The sequence below is a fragment of the Acinetobacter sp. H1(2024) genome, from assembly GCF_046557555.1.
Taxonomy (GTDB): Bacteria; Pseudomonadota; Gammaproteobacteria; order Pseudomonadales; family Moraxellaceae; genus Acinetobacter; species Acinetobacter seifertii.
This window is the reverse complement of sequence record NZ_JBKGFO010000001.1, coordinates 601,304-617,551: the sequence shown is the minus strand read 5'-3', so window position 1 is coordinate 617,551 and position 16,248 is coordinate 601,304. Positions and strand designations below refer to the sequence as shown.

General features: G+C 39.1%; 13 protein-coding genes. 6 read left to right on the top strand and 7 right to left on the bottom strand.

Features of this window, described 5'->3' with window-relative positions; genetic code table 11:
- Positions 1-79 precede the first annotated feature (79 nt).
- The 3 genes from ACLCEG_RS02925 (at position 80) to arsH (ending at position 2,260) form a co-directional block, all read left to right on the top strand.
- Entirely contained in the window at positions 80-409 is a 330-nt protein-coding gene (locus tag ACLCEG_RS02925) for an ArsR/SmtB family transcription factor (protein ID WP_207693402.1), read from the top strand.
- Between the two features lie 104 nt (positions 410-513).
- Positions 514-1,560: an ACR3 family arsenite efflux transporter gene (arsB, locus tag ACLCEG_RS02920; RefSeq protein WP_410565623.1), complete on the top strand. Its 1,047-nt coding sequence runs from the start codon at positions 514-516 to the stop codon at positions 1,558-1,560.
- A complete protein-coding gene (gene arsH, locus ACLCEG_RS02915) occupies positions 1,547-2,260 on the top strand; it encodes an arsenical resistance protein ArsH (RefSeq protein WP_198071193.1) in 714 nt (237 codons plus the stop codon). The genes arsB and arsH overlap by 14 nt, the downstream gene beginning before the upstream one ends.
- A gap of 61 nt (positions 2,261-2,321) precedes the next feature.
- On the opposite strand, the gene ACLCEG_RS02910 is transcribed toward arsH, so the two are convergent.
- Positions 2,322-3,224, bottom strand: a complete 903-nt coding sequence (locus ACLCEG_RS02910; RefSeq protein ID WP_410565619.1) for a LysR family transcriptional regulator — start codon at positions 3,222-3,224, stop codon at positions 2,322-2,324.
- Between the two features lie 101 nt (positions 3,225-3,325).
- Here ACLCEG_RS02910 and ACLCEG_RS02905 point away from each other — a divergent pair, with 101 nt between their 5' ends.
- The 3 genes from ACLCEG_RS02905 (at position 3,326) to ahpF (ending at position 6,148) form a co-directional block, all read left to right on the top strand.
- A complete protein-coding gene (locus ACLCEG_RS02905; RefSeq protein ID WP_410565616.1) occupies positions 3,326-3,886 on the top strand; it encodes a chromate transporter in 561 nt (186 codons plus the stop codon).
- Positions 3,886-4,407: a chromate transporter gene (locus tag ACLCEG_RS02900; RefSeq protein ID WP_004702206.1), complete on the top strand. Its 522-nt coding sequence runs from the start codon at positions 3,886-3,888 to the stop codon at positions 4,405-4,407. Before ACLCEG_RS02905 ends, ACLCEG_RS02900 begins: the two co-directional genes overlap by 1 nt.
- Positions 4,408-4,582: 175 nt before the next feature.
- Positions 4,583-6,148: an alkyl hydroperoxide reductase subunit F gene (gene ahpF, locus ACLCEG_RS02895; protein ID WP_410565613.1), complete on the top strand. Its 1,566-nt coding sequence runs from the start codon at positions 4,583-4,585 to the stop codon at positions 6,146-6,148.
- Positions 6,149-6,201: 53 nt separating this feature from the next.
- Here the strand turns inward: ahpF and ACLCEG_RS02890 are convergent, their stop codons facing one another.
- The 6 genes from ACLCEG_RS02890 to ACLCEG_RS02865 all read right to left on the bottom strand — a co-directional run bounded on the left by ACLCEG_RS02890 (position 6,202) and on the right by ACLCEG_RS02865 (position 15,865).
- A complete protein-coding gene (locus ACLCEG_RS02890) occupies positions 6,202-8,208 on the bottom strand; it encodes an esterase/lipase family protein (protein WP_410565610.1) in 2,007 nt (668 codons plus the stop codon).
- Positions 8,209-8,321: 113 nt separating this feature from the next.
- Positions 8,322-9,263, bottom strand: a complete 942-nt coding sequence (locus tag ACLCEG_RS02885) for an ABUW_2363 family tetratricopeptide repeat lipoprotein (RefSeq protein ID WP_004702201.1) — start codon at positions 9,261-9,263, stop codon at positions 8,322-8,324.
- Positions 9,264-9,368: 105 nt separating this feature from the next.
- Positions 9,369-10,184: a serine O-acetyltransferase gene (gene cysE, locus ACLCEG_RS02880; RefSeq protein WP_004702199.1), complete on the bottom strand. Its 816-nt coding sequence runs from the start codon at positions 10,182-10,184 to the stop codon at positions 9,369-9,371.
- Entirely contained in the window at positions 10,177-11,016 is an 840-nt protein-coding gene (locus ACLCEG_RS02875) for an RNA methyltransferase (RefSeq protein ID WP_077164070.1), read from the bottom strand. The genes cysE and ACLCEG_RS02875 overlap by 8 nt, the downstream gene beginning before the upstream one ends.
- A 14-nt stretch (positions 11,017-11,030) precedes the next feature.
- Positions 11,031-14,594, bottom strand: a complete 3,564-nt coding sequence (gene dnaE / locus ACLCEG_RS02870) for a DNA polymerase III subunit alpha (protein WP_410565607.1) — start codon at positions 14,592-14,594, stop codon at positions 11,031-11,033.
- Between the two features lie 203 nt (positions 14,595-14,797).
- Positions 14,798-15,865, bottom strand: coding sequence for a type II asparaginase (locus ACLCEG_RS02865; RefSeq protein ID WP_049065923.1), 1,068 nt, complete (start codon positions 15,863-15,865; stop codon positions 14,798-14,800).
- Positions 15,866-16,248: the final 383 nt, after the last annotated feature.

Here is a 16,248-nt window from a genome sequence, read left to right as displayed (position 1 = left end):
ATTGATCTTCAAATTAAGTTATTGCATTTATATATGGATATCCGTATATTTGCAATAACAAATATACTCTGTTGAAGATATGATCAACCAAGTCGATTTCTTTAAATGTCTATCTGACCAAACTCGGTTAAACATTCTTAAATTAGTTCTAAACAAACAAAATATTTGTGTTTGTGAGCTCACCGAACAACTCGAGTTGAGCCAACCCAAAATTTCTCGACACTTAGCTTTACTAAGAACTCATGGCGTATTACTGGATGAAAGAAAAGGACAGTGGGTTTATTACAGCTTAAATCCTGATTTACCTGTATGGGCTTTAGATATTTTAAAGGTGATAGAAAATGACGAGATTGAGACAAGGGTAAAACAACAAGATCATTCTTCTATCACTACAACATGTTGTGATTAATCTTTCTAGATTTTTGTCTTAAAAATTCGGATTTTCTTAGTATAAGTGTATTAGTCATTTGTGTGTATTGAGCAAAATTAATCAATTCTTTCTTCGAGTAAAACATGACCAAACAAGGGCTTTCCTTTTTAGATCGAAACCTGACGCTATGGATTTTCATTGCAATGGCTTTAGGTTTAGCGATTGGAGTTTTCTTTCCTAAGGCATCTGTGTCTTTGAATGAATTAAGTGTAGATAACGTTAATATCCCGATCGCAATCGGCTTAATTTTGATGATGTATCCACCGTTGGCAAAGGTTGATTACGCTGCGTTACCAGAAGTATTTAAAGATAAGAAAACCTTAACTCTATCGTTGGTACAAAACTGGATTATTGCTCCAGTTTTAATGTTTATCCTTGCGATTATTTTCTTACATCACTATCCAGAGTATATGACGGGCCTTATTTTGATAGGCTTAGCACGTTGTATTGCCATGGTATTGGTTTGGAATGGCTTGGCTTGTGGAGATAACCAATATGTTGCAGCGTTAGTTGCATTTAACAGTATTTTCCAAATCTTATTTTTCAGTACGTATGCTTGGCTATTTTTGACCTTTTTGCCGCCGTATTTTGGTGTGGCAGGGCAAGTCATTGATGTGAATTTCTGGACGATTACACACGCGGTTTTGGTGTACTTAGGTATTCCATTTTTAATGGGATTCTTGACGCGTTTGATTTTAGTCAAGTCGAAAGGGTTGGAATGGTATCAAAGTAAATTTTTACCAAAGATCAGCCCGATTAGTTTAATTGCTTTACTTTTTACTATTGTGGCGATGTTTAGTCTAAAAGGTGGTGATGTAGTGAGCTTACCTTTAGATGTATTACGTATTGCGATTCCACTTACAATTTACTTTGTCGTAATGTTCTTCATTAGCTTCTTTATGAGTAAACGGATGGGGAATAACTACCCACGTACTACTGCTATTTCATTTACCGCGGCAGGTAATAACTTTGAGTTGGCATTGGCTGTAGCTATTGCAACCTTTGGTTTGGCATCACCTGTGGCATTTACCACAGTGATTGGGCCGTTGGTTGAAGTGCCAGTTTTAATTTCACTCGTTACAGTTTCTCTTTGGTTAAAGAAAAAGTATTTCTTACATGAACAGTCCTAATAATGATTTATCAAATGTAGCATTAGATCTTCTAGATAAGCCTGCATTTGAGCAAGTTCAAGCGCAGCAGCTTGAGCATCCACCTCGCATTTTATTGCTATATGGTTCTAATCGTGAACGCTCTTATAGTCGTTTTGCTGTGCTGACTGCTGGCCGAATCCTTGAATATTTAGGTGCTGAAGTCAAAATCTTTCATCCTAAAGGTTTACCTTTGCCTGAGGATGCAGGAACAGATCATCCTAAAGTCCAAGAATTACATACACTATTAGCTTGGGCAGAAGGCATGGTCTGGTGTTCGCCTGAACGTCATGGTGCGATGAGTTCTATTTTAAAAGCTCAAATTGACTGGATTCCCTTAGCAGCTGGAGCAATCCGTGCAACTCAGGGTAAAACCCTAGCAGTCATGCAAGTCAGTGGTGGTTCGCAATCTTTTAATGCAGTCAATCAAATGCGTATTTTAGGTCGTTGGATGCGTATGATTACCATCCCAAATCAGTCATCTGTCGCAAAAGCATTTTTGGAGTTTGAGGAAGATGGCAGTATGAAACCCTCTTCTTACTATGATCGAATTGTTGATGTGATGGAGGAACTGTATAAGTTCACATTATTAACGCGTGGGCAAAAAGAATATTTGACAGATCGCTATTCTGAGCGCAAAGAATCGGCAGAAGAATTATCTAAACGAATTAATCAAAAATAGTAGATTGATGATAATAAAAAGTGCTCACATTAGAGCACTTTTTATTGCCTAGATTTTGCACTCAGGCCATTGTGGGCAAAAGTTTTTGCATAAGTTCAATAAAGTTTGAAACTTTAGCCGAATTTTCATTTTCTCGTGTAATCAAGTAAATAGGCGCATTCAGTTTTATTGAATCATCAAATTCTCGATAGACAATTCCATGTTCCCAAAAGTTATGCATTGAGGCTGGCACAATCGTTATACCAATTCCAGCAGCGACTAAATTTAATGTTGCGGTAGGTCGAGGTGCTTCCTGAACAATGCGCGGACTAAAACCTGCTTGGTAGCAACTATATAAAATATTGTCATATAAGCCTTGTCCTGAAGAACGACGATATAAAACAAAATTCTCATCAGATAAGTCAACTAAACTAATTTTCTCTCTTTTTGTAAGTGGATGGCCTATGGGCAATGCCACTACCATTGATTCATCTAATATATGTAGATGTTTCAAACCAATATCACGACTAATCGGCGCTCTTAAAAAAGCAATATCAAGCTTTTCCGAAATTAACCAATCTAATTGCTTTTGGCTGCCTGCTTCTTCAAGTTTAGTCTGTACAGCTGGGTACATTTCACGATATGAGCGCAATACCAGCGAAATAAGCGGATGTAAACCTGCGGAACTTGTAAAACCAATATTGAGTTGTCCAGTTTTGCCTTGGCTAACATCTTGGACGAGTTGGGGTATATGTTTAGCATGCTCTAATAACAGCTGTGCTTCTTTAAATAAAGCTAGACCTGCCTCAGTTGGTTCAATCCCGCGCGGTTGACGAATAAGTAATTGTGTACCGAGTTCTTCTTCAAGTTTTTTGAGTAAACGCGTTAGAGGCGGCTGTTGTATAAACAATCGATTTGCTGCATGCGTAATATTTCTTTCTTCAACCACTACTACAAAGGCGTGAAGCTTATGTAAATCGAGCATAGAAATACCTTTAGGGTATGCTTAGTGAAAATAAAAGCATTTGTAGATATATCACAAAAGTATCATTCTATCTTGGTCAGATAAAGTGAAAAGTAACGAAAATGAACCATGTTGAGATTGCCATGCGGAAGGAGAGTTTACCCACCTGCACAGAGTTATTTTTAGGTTTTTTAACATTAGGTTTAATTGGATTTGGTGGTGTTTTACCTTTAGCAAGAAAAGTCATTGTAGAGCAGAGACAATGGTTAAGTCCTGAAAAATTCACTGAGTTACTTGGTCTGTGTCAATTCTTACCAGGGGGCAACATCATTAATCTCTCGGTTGCGATTGGCATGGAATTTCGGGGTGTTCGTGGTGCAGTGAGCTCACTTATTGGTTTGATTCTTGCACCTACCGTAATTGTTGTACTTTTACATTATGTTTATGAACAGTTCCAAGATAACTTGATGGTTAAGCATCTTTTCGAAGGTTTAGGGGCAGCAGCAGCTGGGCTTTTGGTTGCAACTGGATTGAAAATGATTAAGCCTTTATTACGTAATCCAATAGCGATGTGTGTTGTCGTAGCTGCAATTGTCTGTATTGCTTTTCTAAAAGTTCCCTTACTTTTGACTATGTTGATTTTATTGGCACTTTATTCATCTATTATTTGGAGACGTGTGTAATGGGCGCAGTTCTACTTGCTTTAGCGATCATTTTTACTCAGTTGTCTCTTATAGCTTTTGGTGGCGGGAATACAATTTTACCTGAAATGCAACGCCAAGTAGTCGACATTCATCATTGGATGACGGCACAAGAATTTAGTGCTTTGTTTGCCATGGCGCAAGCAGCTCCTGGTCCAAACATGATGATTGTACCGTTGGTGGGATGGCATGTAGCAGGGTTGTCAGGTTTACTTGTGGCTTCCACTGCTAAATTTTTACCGTCATCTCTTATTACTGTATTTGTAATGAGAGGCTGGTCTAAGTTTAAAGACAAAAAATGGCGCCGTGTTTTACAGCTTGCTTTACAACCCGTCACAGTGGGGACGGTACTTGCCAGTGCTTGGATTATTTCTGAGGCAGCAGCAATAAATACTTTACTTATTATTATGGTAGTCATTGCAACTTTATTATCTTTAATTAAAAAAGTTCATCCTTTACATGTCTTAATTGCTGGGGCTGTATTTGGTGTGGTGTTACTTTAGTTTAGCCAGTTTGCCGACCTGCGCTGGGATAAGTTCAGGTTGGTTTTTTTTGAATGAAAAGAATAAAATCTAAAAAACCGATTAAATCTATAAAAACATACTGTTTTACCTATTTATTGTTTTAACGTACTATGCATCTATTGAAAAGAATTTGGATGTATTGGAGTAAAAACAGATGTTAGATCAAAACATTAAAACTCAATTAAAAGCTTACTTAGAACGTTTAGAAAGTCCAATCGAATTAGTGGCTGCTTTAGATGAATCAGATAAAGCTGCTCAAATTAAAGAGTTAGTGACAGAAATCACTGAGCTTTCTGACAAGGTGACTGCCCGTTTTGATGGCAACAATACACGTCGTCCAAGCTTTGGTGTAGCTAAAGAAGGTGAACAGCCACGTGTGTTCTTTGCAGGCTTACCAATGGGTCATGAGTTTACGTCTTTGATCTTGGCTCTGTTACAAGTGTCTGGTTATGCACCGAAGGTTTCTGATGAAGTGCTCAACCAAATTAAAGGCCTAAACCTCAAAGCAAACTTTGATGTGTTTGTATCCTTAAGCTGTCATAACTGTCCAGATGTGGTACAGGCACTTAACCTGATTGCCATTTATAACCCGAACACCACAGCAACCATGATTGACGGTTCATTCTTCCAAGATGAAGTTGAACAACGCAAAATCATGGCTGTACCAATGGTGTTCCAAGACAATGAGCACATTGGTCAAGGTCGTATGACCCTTGAAGAGATTGTGGCGAAACTCGACACCAACTCAGCTGAAAAAGATGCAGCAGCACTGAATGCCAAAGATGCCTTTGATGTATTGGTGATTGGTGGTGGGCCTGCGGGTGCAACAGCAGCCATCTATGCAGCACGTAAAGGTATTAACACTGGTATCGTAGCTGAACGCTTTGGTGGTCAGGTGATGGATACCATGGACATTGAAAACTTCACGTCTGTGCAAAAGACTCAAGGTCCTAAGTTTGCTGCCGAGATGGAAGCACACGTTCGTGAATACGATGTCGATATCATGAACCTGCAACGTGTCAGCAAAATCACAGGGGCCAACCAAACGGCAAATGGTCTGGTTGCAGTTGAACTTGAAAACGGTGCCAAACTTGAATCGAAGACAGTTATCCTTTCAACAGGGGCACGTTGGAGAGAAATGAATGTACCGGGTGAGGCTGAATACCGCACCCGTGGTGTCGCATACTGCCCACACTGTGATGGTCCATTGTTTAAAGGCAAACGTGTTGCGGTGATTGGTGGTGGTAACTCAGGTGTTGAAGCTGCAATTGACCTCGCAGGTATTGTTGAACATGTAACTTTGGTTGAGTTCGACACTAAACTTCGTGCAGACCAAGTTTTACAAAACAAATTGCATAGCTTGCCGAACACCACTGTAATTATGAATGCCTTAAGTACAGAAGTGTTAGGTGACGGCTCACAAGTAACCGGTCTTAAATATAAAGACCGTGCCACTGATGAAGAGCATGTAGTGGAACTGGCAGGGATCTTTGTACAGATTGGTTTATTGCCAAACACTGACTTCTTAAAAGACAGTGAAGTTGAGTTAACCAACCGTGGTGAGATCATTGTGAATGACCGCAACGAAACCAATGTACAAGGTGTGTTTGCTGCAGGTGACTGTACCACTGTGCCTTACAAGCAAATTATTATTGCTACAGGTGAAGGCGCTAAAGCATCGCTCTCTGCGTTTGATTACATCATCCGTTCTGGACAGTAAAATTTAGTTCCCAAACGAAAGAGCCAAAGTATCACCTTTGGCTCTTTTTATATTTATGGTTTATATAAACCGTGTTCGACTAAATGCTCTCGTAAAATCCGACGTAGCTCTAGTACAGCTTGTGGTGTTAATTGAATAGAATGTCCACCTGGAAGGACTTTCTCAGACTTTGCTCCATCTAAATGAGCGCTTTTATAGGGAACAATACCATCGGTAATCACATTTGGATCATCGCTCTTGGTAATGTTACCCATAATTGAGTGGAAGACTAATCCTTGATGTGGATTAATATTTTCCGTGAGTTCCATAAATTTAGATTGATGGCTTAAGTCACTTGGTCCATTTTGAATCAGACCATTATCAATGTTATTCAAGAAATCTTTAACATCTAGGTTTTCAGTGGTTAGTGATGTCGCTACAGCAGATAAAAAAGCTCCCGGCAAACGAATAATTTTACGAGCAGCTAACGTAAACCATCGATCTGCATAATCTGTACCTCTGTGAGGTGATGCCAAGAAAATTGCGCGATCAAAGTTTCCAATTGAATGCATTTGCAATCGCTCAGTTACCATAGGGTGTTTCTTGAAACGGTTCTGTTGGCGTACAGTCATCAGTTTTAAGGCTGGTTGAGTAATATCTCCATCACTGACCAGCAAACGGCTAATAATACCACCCATACTATGGCCTACAAGCACAGCATCATGTGCAGCAGGGTCACTTGGGTTTAGCGAACCAAACGCTTGTTTAAGCAGAGCATAAATCTGGAAGCGACTTTCTAAAATTGGCATGTTAGTCGAGTAAAAAACTTGCCAAACTTGATAGTTATCTCTTAAAACAGTATCACCCATCACATCGTTGGTGAGCGCAATCCATGCCTCGGGGCTACTTGCTAAACCATGTACTAACACAATAATTTTTTTATTTGGATTATAAGGTTCGAGCATATATAAATGTGGCATAGTTAAATGCTGATCACGATCAATCAGGCTTAAATAAGCCGCTACGCCTAAGTTATTTTCAGCTAGCCATAAACCATAAGGTGCAGAGAAGTTCGCAGCTAGAGGGTATTGCTTACCAGCGACATTAATATTATCTGTGCGATAAGGATCATAAACTCGAATTACAAATTCTGGATTATTTATAATGTCTTGAACAGTTTTAGCATTTTTAGGCTCAGCCACGATCGTTGCAGCTAAATAACGTGCATGGTGAATATTCGGATTCACACCATTTTTATAGCTGTAATTAAGTGGATCTAAAATATATTCATTAATATCTTCTTTTCCTGAGCTCGGAAAAACGGCGACAAACTCAGAACCGAAACCGTCACGACGGTTAATTGTTCTTAACCCTGAAAAATTTAAGTTATAGCTTGAAATTAATTTCTCTAATTTTTGGCCTGATAATTGTCTATGAAACTCAAAGTCAATTGAATAAACACTCTTGCCAATATGAATTTGCGGCTCTACCACATTTTTTTTTGGGTACCTTAAATCATACACACTGACCATTTTGGCAATGGCTTGATTATAAAAGTCGCGTATTTGAACTTGTCTGTTATCAAAAATACGGTCGGTCGGCTGACGTTTTGTTGAAAACAGATAGGCATAGCTATAACGAATGCTCTTATCGAGAAAGGTTAATTGTTGGTCTAAGCAATCGTCATATTTATTCTGAATCGCTTTTTGTTCATCAGTCGCTTTGTGTTTAGTGAATCGACTAATTTTACACTCGGAAGAATCTGATAAAGCCATCGCTTTTGCGAGATACATTTCGCTCGCAGTAGATAAAAGCTGTTCGTCTAAAATTTGAGGAAGGTTTTTGAGTTGATTTACGCAGGTGTCAGGGGAGTCGGTACAAGTTTTGGCTTCTTGCCCTGACATAGATAAAACGTTAAGACTTGCTTCACTCAGTTTATCTTGCGTAAGAATACTATTACGTTCATTTGCAATAGTAACGTTGAGAGCTTGTTGCTTAACATTGACGACCTGACATCCACCGAGAATTGAACCGAGGATTATGACCGTGAAGAGCGCTGAATTTCTTTTTCTAACAAACATTATGGTCAAATATGTGGATCAGTAATATGCCGATCATACAAATTTTAAAGTTTTTTTCAATTGATCAAATATAAAAAAGGGCTGTCAAATCAGCCCTTTTTTAAAGTTTAAACTTATTTTTTTGCAGGTTGAGCTGGGGTAGCTGGTGTCATGGCTGGGTTTGTTAAAACTTGCCATACATTCCAACGACCTTGTTTTTCAATTTCTTGAATTAAACGGTCAGCCACTTCAGCTTCATCAGGGTATTTAACTTTATAATTTTTTAAAGTCTGAATCGCATTTTTCTTTTGTTCCATTGCAATATAGTTATTTGCAGCGGCTAAATATGCTTCTTGAACATTGCCTTTAATGGCTTTGTCTAAATATGGAATGGCTTCACGCTGACCACCACCTTCAGATAAACCAAAACCAAACCAGAAATTCGTTTCCGGATCGTCTGGGCTAATTTTTAAAAGTCTTTGAGCATATTCTAAAGATTTAGTTGTGTGAACAGTACCTAAATCTAAATTACGTGCAAGTACGCTTGCTTTGAATGCTCGAATTAAAATATCAAATGAAGCATTTGGATTAGCAGCTAAAGTATCTAAGCGCTGAGTCACTTCTTTAAGTTTGCTTTCAAAACCTTTACGTTCCTGACGGTCTGTAAAGCGAGGCGGGTAGTGACGAGCTTTACCTTCTACAAGCTGTAAGAAGTCGTCAATTTCTGTCACATCAATTTCATTATCGCCAGCTAAAACTGCGTACTTCACTGAACGTTGTGAACTATTAATTGTAGGTACAATCAGTTTGTTTGTATCTAAAGTAAGCGATTTAGTTGGATCATCCTGACGAGTGACCACCATTTTTGTTACAGGCTGAGCAGCAGCATCTTTTAAAGCAACTTCAAATGCTGGCGGAGCATCATAATTAAATGGGTTTAAAGCATAAAATGGAGGAGTAAGGTCAGGTTCCTTGAAAACAAAAGGTTCATTTTTTTGTTCTTTTACAGGCGCCATTGTACACGCTGTTAAACTAGAAGTTGCAAGGAGTAAATACGCCAATGGCTTTAAATTCATAGGATCTTCCGTTCATTTTAGTAAAGTCAGATTTGGTACAGCTAAGTCTAGGAAAACCTAAACCGACATGCAAGGGTAAGCGTGTTACATTATGAATCAAGAATATTACGTTTTTGATGTCTTGTTTTGCGCACCGCATTCACGACGAACTTCTTCAAGAATTTTTAGCTCTTCATCGCTAAAAGGTTGTTCATCTTGGCTTTCTTTTTTGAAAGTTGGATCAAGTTCGGATAAGCGTTGACACAAATTATTCATACGAGTTTCGTTGTGTTGAATACGATCAAGTAAAACTCGCATTCCTTCTAAAATCGGATCAGATTGATCAGCAGTGGTCGCATACGGGGCAAAACCAATACTCTGAGCATAATCACGACGGCGTGCTTCATCTTGATCTTTGGTTTTATCTGCATCTTTATAAATATAGCGCGCAGGATTACCAACGGCTGTTACACCAGCGGGAACAGCTTTTGTCACCACAGCATTTGAACCCACTTTAGCGCCTTTACCAACTGTAAAAGGTCCTAAAATTTTTGCACCAGCACCAACGACTACGCCATCTTCTAGAGTTGGGTGACGTTTACCTTTTTTCCATGTCGTACCGCCTAGGGTAACTCCATGATATAGCGTAACGTCATCACCAATTTCGGCAGTTTCACCAATCACAACACCCATACCATGATCGATAAAAAAACGTTTGCCGATCTTTGCACCAGGGTGAATCTCAATTCCTGTTGCAAAACGACTAAATGTTGATACAAAGCGGGCAGTTCCTTTGCAATCTTTTTTCCAAAGTTCATGTGCAAGTCTATGCAACACTAGGGCATGAATACCTGGATAATTAGTAAGTACTTCGAGCGTATTTCGTGCAGCAGGATCTCGCGCGAAGACAGCCTGTATATCTTCTTTAAGCTGTTTAAGCATTGGATTGATCCTCCTTGTCCGATGATGCTTTTTTCCATTTGCCGCTTGTGAGGGCTTGAACTCGACTAAAAATACCGCGAAGTAAATGATATTCCATACGATCTAATTGTATACGACCAAATAAACGACGCAAGCGTAAAGGTAATAAACGTGGATTTTCTGGATCTAAAAATTCAATTTCAGTCAGCATTTTTTCCAAATGAGGATAAAACTCTTCCATTTGCTGCTGAGTCACTAAAGGCTCATCCCACTGCATGCTTTGACCTTGTGCAAGTGGCATTTGTCCATCATCAGAAACAAGTTCTTTTTGTTCTAATACCGACATGCGAAGTTCATAACATACAACTTGAATCGCTTGGGCAACGTTCAGTACACCATAATCCGAATTTACAGGAATAGTAAGGTGATAGTTTGCCAAAGCTAATTCTTCATTGGTTAAGCCGCGGTCTTCACGTCCAAAAACAATTGCAATTTGTTGGCCTTGCGAAGCAGCCTTAATTGCTTCTTTTGACGCAGGGCGTACATCAAGCAATGGCCATGGAATAGTACGACTTCGGGCACTTGTTCCAAAAACTAAATGGCAGTCTTTAATCGCGTCTTCGAGCGTTTCAACAATTTCGACTTGTTCTAATAAATCTTGTGCACCAGCAGCAAGCGCTTGAATATCTGGATGTGGATAGGTCTTTGGTGAAACAAGAACCAACTTACTCAAGCCCATTGTTTTCATTGCGCGTAAAGCACTGCCAATATTAGCAGGTAAAGTGGTATTGACCATCACAATACGCACTTGTGCTAATTGTTTTGACACAGCGGTGTCGTCAAACAAACTCATAAGATTTCCAGAAATTACGAATATTGAGAAACTTCGCTTTGGTATGAATCCAATGCATCATCAATAGTCATGTCCACAGGAGGTGAGGCAACAGGTTGCGGACGAACAGGGTCTGCTGCTTTAGCTGCCTTAGATTTTACCTGATATTCAACATGAATATTATCTTTACCAAAGTAATCTCTTAGCTTGGCTAGAAGTTCATCTAAAGGAGCGACTTTCCATTGTGGGCCAAGTTGAAGCTCGGCCTGAGCATATGGTTGGTCAAGGTGTAAATTTAGTGCAATATGCTGATGCATATCAACATTGCAATAAGGCAATAAGATATTTTGTAGATCTTTTGCCAAACTTGGTTGCATTAAATCATTGGTTAACTTGATTTGAATGCTATTGGCTCGTTTTTGTCTAATTTCATTTAAGTTAAAGGCTTTGTTTAAACGGCCCATTGGACGATCAAAGCCTTCACGCTCATAAATTTCGCCTTCAAAGACAACTACATGTTCAACTTGTATGATATCTTTAAAGCGCTGGAAGCGTTCATGATTACAACTGACTTCAATACGTGCTGTACCATCGTCTAGCACAATAACCACGCGATTTGGGAAGTTGGCTACATCCAGAACCAGACCCGCATAAACAGTCGTTACCCCACGACGAGTCGCAGTAATTTCATTAAGTTTTGCTGGAATAAACGCTTTGAGTTCTTGACGGTAAACATCAATAGGGTGACCTGTTAAATACAAACCAAGCGTATCTTTTTCGCCTTTAAGACGAACTTCATCACTCCATGGTTTAACTGGCTTAGCGGGTTTACGCTGAACTTCTTCAACTTCACCAAATAAGTCCATAATGCCGCTTTCACGGTTACTACGTGCTTGTTCGGCTGCTTGTACTGCTTCTGGCAGTTGAGCCATTAAACTAGAACGTTCAATACCTAAACAATCTAGTGCACCAGCACGGATAAGCGCTTCTAAGGTTCGTTTATTGATTTTTTTTAAATCAATACGGTGGCAGAAGTCGAATAGGTCTGTATACGGCCCTTGTTGACGGCGTGAGTCAATAACAGACTGCATTGCCTGTTCACCAACACCTTTAATTGCACCTAAACCATAAACGATGGTTTTATCATCACTGGCATGGAAATGATAAGTCGACATGTTAACTGACGGAGGTAGAACTTCGAGTCCATTATTTCGACAGTCATCAATCAAAAATACGACGCTGTCAGTGTTCTGCATTTCCGATGACATTACCGCTGCCATAAATTCGGCAGGGTAATGAGCTTTTAACCATGCTGTATGATATGCAACAAGAGCATAAGCAGCCGCGTGTGATTTGTTGAAACCATAGCCCGCGAACTTTTCCATATAGTCAAAGATATGGTTGGCGGTGCTTTCATCAATACCTTTTTGTCCAGCACCTTCAAGGAAGATTTGGCGTTGTTTCACCATTTCTTCAGGTTTCTTTTTACCCATTGCACGGCGAAGTAAGTCAGCGCCACCGAGCGTATAACCCGCACAAATCTGTGCAGTTTGCATTACCTGTTCCTGATAAACCATAATCCCGTAGGTTGGCTCTAATACGCCTTCAAGCAAAGGATGAAGATATTCAAAATCCCCACCATGCATACGATGAATAAAGTCAGGAATCAGATCCATTGGGCCCGGACGATACAAAGATACGAACGCAATAATTTCTTCGAACTTGCTTGGACGTGCCTCTTTAAGCATTCGTTTCATGCCGACGGATTCAAACTGGAATACCGCTGTTGTATTTGCATCAGCAAACACAGAATATGCTTTAGCGTCGTCGAGTGGGACGTGAGATATATTTAGAGGGTCATTGCTATCGCGATTTTTATTAATATTTTGAATAGCATCTTCAATAACGGTTAAGTTACGTAAACCCAAGAAGTCAAATTTTACCAGACCAGCAGCTTCTACATCGTCTTTATCGTATTGTGCAACACGGCTGGTTCCGTCTTCATCACATAGTACAGCAGAGAAATCGGTAATCTTACCGGGTGCAATAACAACACCACCGGCATGTTTACCAGTATTTCGAGTGATACCTTCAAGTTTTAATGCCATTTCCCAGATTTCACTGGCATCATCATTATCTGGGTTAGATGGGTTAGTGACAATATCTTTAAGCTGAGGCTCCATCTCAATAGCAGTTGCCAAATCTACACCAAGTGGCTTAGTCGGCACCATTTTTGAAATACGATCAGCTAAACCGTAAGATTTACCCAAAACACGCGCAACGTCACGAATCGCACCTTTTGCAGCCATTGTACCGAAAGTTGCAATTTGCGAAACTGCTTCACGACCATAGGTACGTGATACATAGTCGATAACACGGTCACGACCAGCAATACAGAAATCGACGTCAAAGTCGGGCATCGATACACGTTCTGGGTTTAAGAAACGTTCGAAAAGCAAGTCATAACGAAGTGGGTCAAGGTCAGTAATTTTTAAGCTATAGGCTACTAATGAACCTGCACCTGAACCACGGCCAGGACCAACAGGAACGCCATTATTTTTAGCCCACTGAATGAAGTCCATTACGATCAAGAAGTAGCCAGGGAATCCCATCTTAAGGATAATTCCAACTTCATAATCAATTCGTTCATCATAAGGTTTACGAATTTCTGGCCAGTCTTCACCACGTTTTTCAACAGGATACAGATAATCTAAGCGTTCTTCTAAACCTACTTTTGACAAGTGCTCAAAGTAAGTGTCGATGGTAAATCCATCTGGAATTGGGTAATCAGGTAAAAAGTAGGTGCCAAGTTGTAGGCTAACATTACAGCGTTTTGCAATGTTGTAGGTGTTTTCGATAGCACTTGGGATATCAGAAAACAATTCGATCATTTCATCGGAGGTTTTAAAATACTGTTCAGGACTATATAAGCGTGGACGACGATCATCTGCTAATACATAACCATCAGCAATACAAACACGTGCTTCATGTGCCTCAAAATCTTCTTTTTCAACAAAGTGCACATCATTATGCGCCACTACACCAACATTATATTTGGCAGCAAGTTTTGCTGCTTCTTGAATAAAGTCTTCTTCACCAGGACGATCAGTACGTGTTAAAGCAAGATAAACACGATTACCAAACTTTTCAATCCACTCTTCAAGTAAAGGTTCAGCTTTTTGTGGGTTAGATGAGCAAAGCATTTGACCAACATCACTGTGTTGACCTAGCAGAACAATAATATCTTGATGCTGTTCAAGTACCCATTCTTTTTGTACACAAGGGATACTAAGTTGTTGACCTTCAATAAAACCACGTGAAACGATTTCGGTCAGGCTTTTCCAGCCAACATTACTCATTGCAAGTAAAGTTACACGATGCTGAGCATCATTAAGACGGATGGTACTACCTAAAATAGGTTTAATACCTTTTTTAAGGCAAGAGTTATAAAACTTTACGGCAGCGTGAAGGTTAGATAAGTCTGTAAGAGCCAGTGCAGGCATTTCATCCTTTACAGCAGCCTTGACCAAGTCGGGTATGCGAACAATCGACTCTGTAATCGAAAATTCTGTATAAATACCGAGATGAACAAACTGCATAAACCAATCCTTAATACGACCGCAGCATAGTTTAGCATGCAAAGTTCAAAGGAAATGCTTAATATTTTGGCAAACTGTTTAGGATTTTAGTATTTAAGCAAATGTTTAGAATATTAAAATGAAAGATTGATCAAATATTTTAGTTATTTTATCGAGTGAAAATAAAAGAACCAGCCCAAACGGATTTGGACTGGTTGAAAAACTTAGTACTGCCAGAACATACGTTGAATTTCTTTAGCATCATTCGTCTTAGTAAGAGCTAAAGCTGCAAGAAGACGTGCTTTTTGTGGGTTTAAGTCATGAGCAGCTACCCAACCATATTTATCGTCAGGTTGTTCAGCATTACGTAATACGAAACCTTGTGGTACACGTGATGAACGGATAATTTGAATACCGTCTTTATCATGAAGTTTCTGTAAAGTTGGAACGATATAGTTCGCAACAGAACCGTTACCTGTACCCGCATGGATAATCGCTTTAGCGCCAGCTTTTGCATATGCTTCATAAGCATCAGGAAGCATAGAGTCTGAACCGTAAACGATTTGTACCATTGGAAGTGCATCACCTTTAATATTTTCAATATTAAATTCTGAAGCATTTGTAAAACGTTTAACAGACTGTCTGAACCAGTATGGTTTACCTTCAACTAATGTACCTAAAGCACCCCATTGGCTAACAAAAGCATTTGTATGAATGTTAATGCCTTTAGTTACATCACGTGCAGCAAAAATAGAGTCGTTCATAAGAACCATTACGCCTTTATTTTTTGCTTCATCAGAAGCTGCTAAAGCAACTGCGCTATAAAGGTTAAGTGGTCCATCTGCTGAAAGTGCAGTTGAAGGGCGCATAGAACCAACAACAACAATCGGCTTGTCAGTATGAACAACAAGATTTAAGAAAAATGCTGTTTCTTCTAAAGTATCTGTACCGTGAGTGATTACGACACCATTCACAGATGGCTTTTTAACAAGTTCATTTACTTGACGAGCAATTTGTAATAATTCCTTGTCAGTAATACTTTCAGAAGCGATCTGTAATGCTTGAATACCGCTTACATTTGCCAAATCTTTGATTTGTGGAACTGCATTGATTAGAGCATCAACTGGAACTTTTGCTGCTGTGTAAGTTGCACTATTTGCCGAGCTTGCGCCAGCACCAGCGATTGTACCGCCAGTAGCAACGACAACAACATTGTTTTTTGCGTAAAGAGGGAGAGAGCAGGCCAATAAGCCCATAGCTAAACCGAAAGATTTAACAGTTTTAGTCAACATCGAAAATATCCTTATGAAGTGACGAAGTAGAAGTTTGCCGAATACGCCTGCTTGTCCTAAGCAAAATACATACCATATAAAACATATTCGTAACTTGTCTGAATAAAAAGCATCCCTGAATATCATTTTGTTTCGACAACAATCATTTAGTCATTGCTTTTATTCAGTGCTAATAAATATCATGAAAAAAATAAAAAATCTATTAAGTTTTTCTAATTTATCTCTATTTTTTTAATTTTTATATAAAGAATACAAATGAAATTTTTGATGATATAAAAATAAAAAATAATAGAATAATTCAAAGACTTATTTAACAAATGATAATTTTATGTTGTTGTTTTTTATTGATAAGTTTAATTATTTTAATAGTATTGAAAACCATA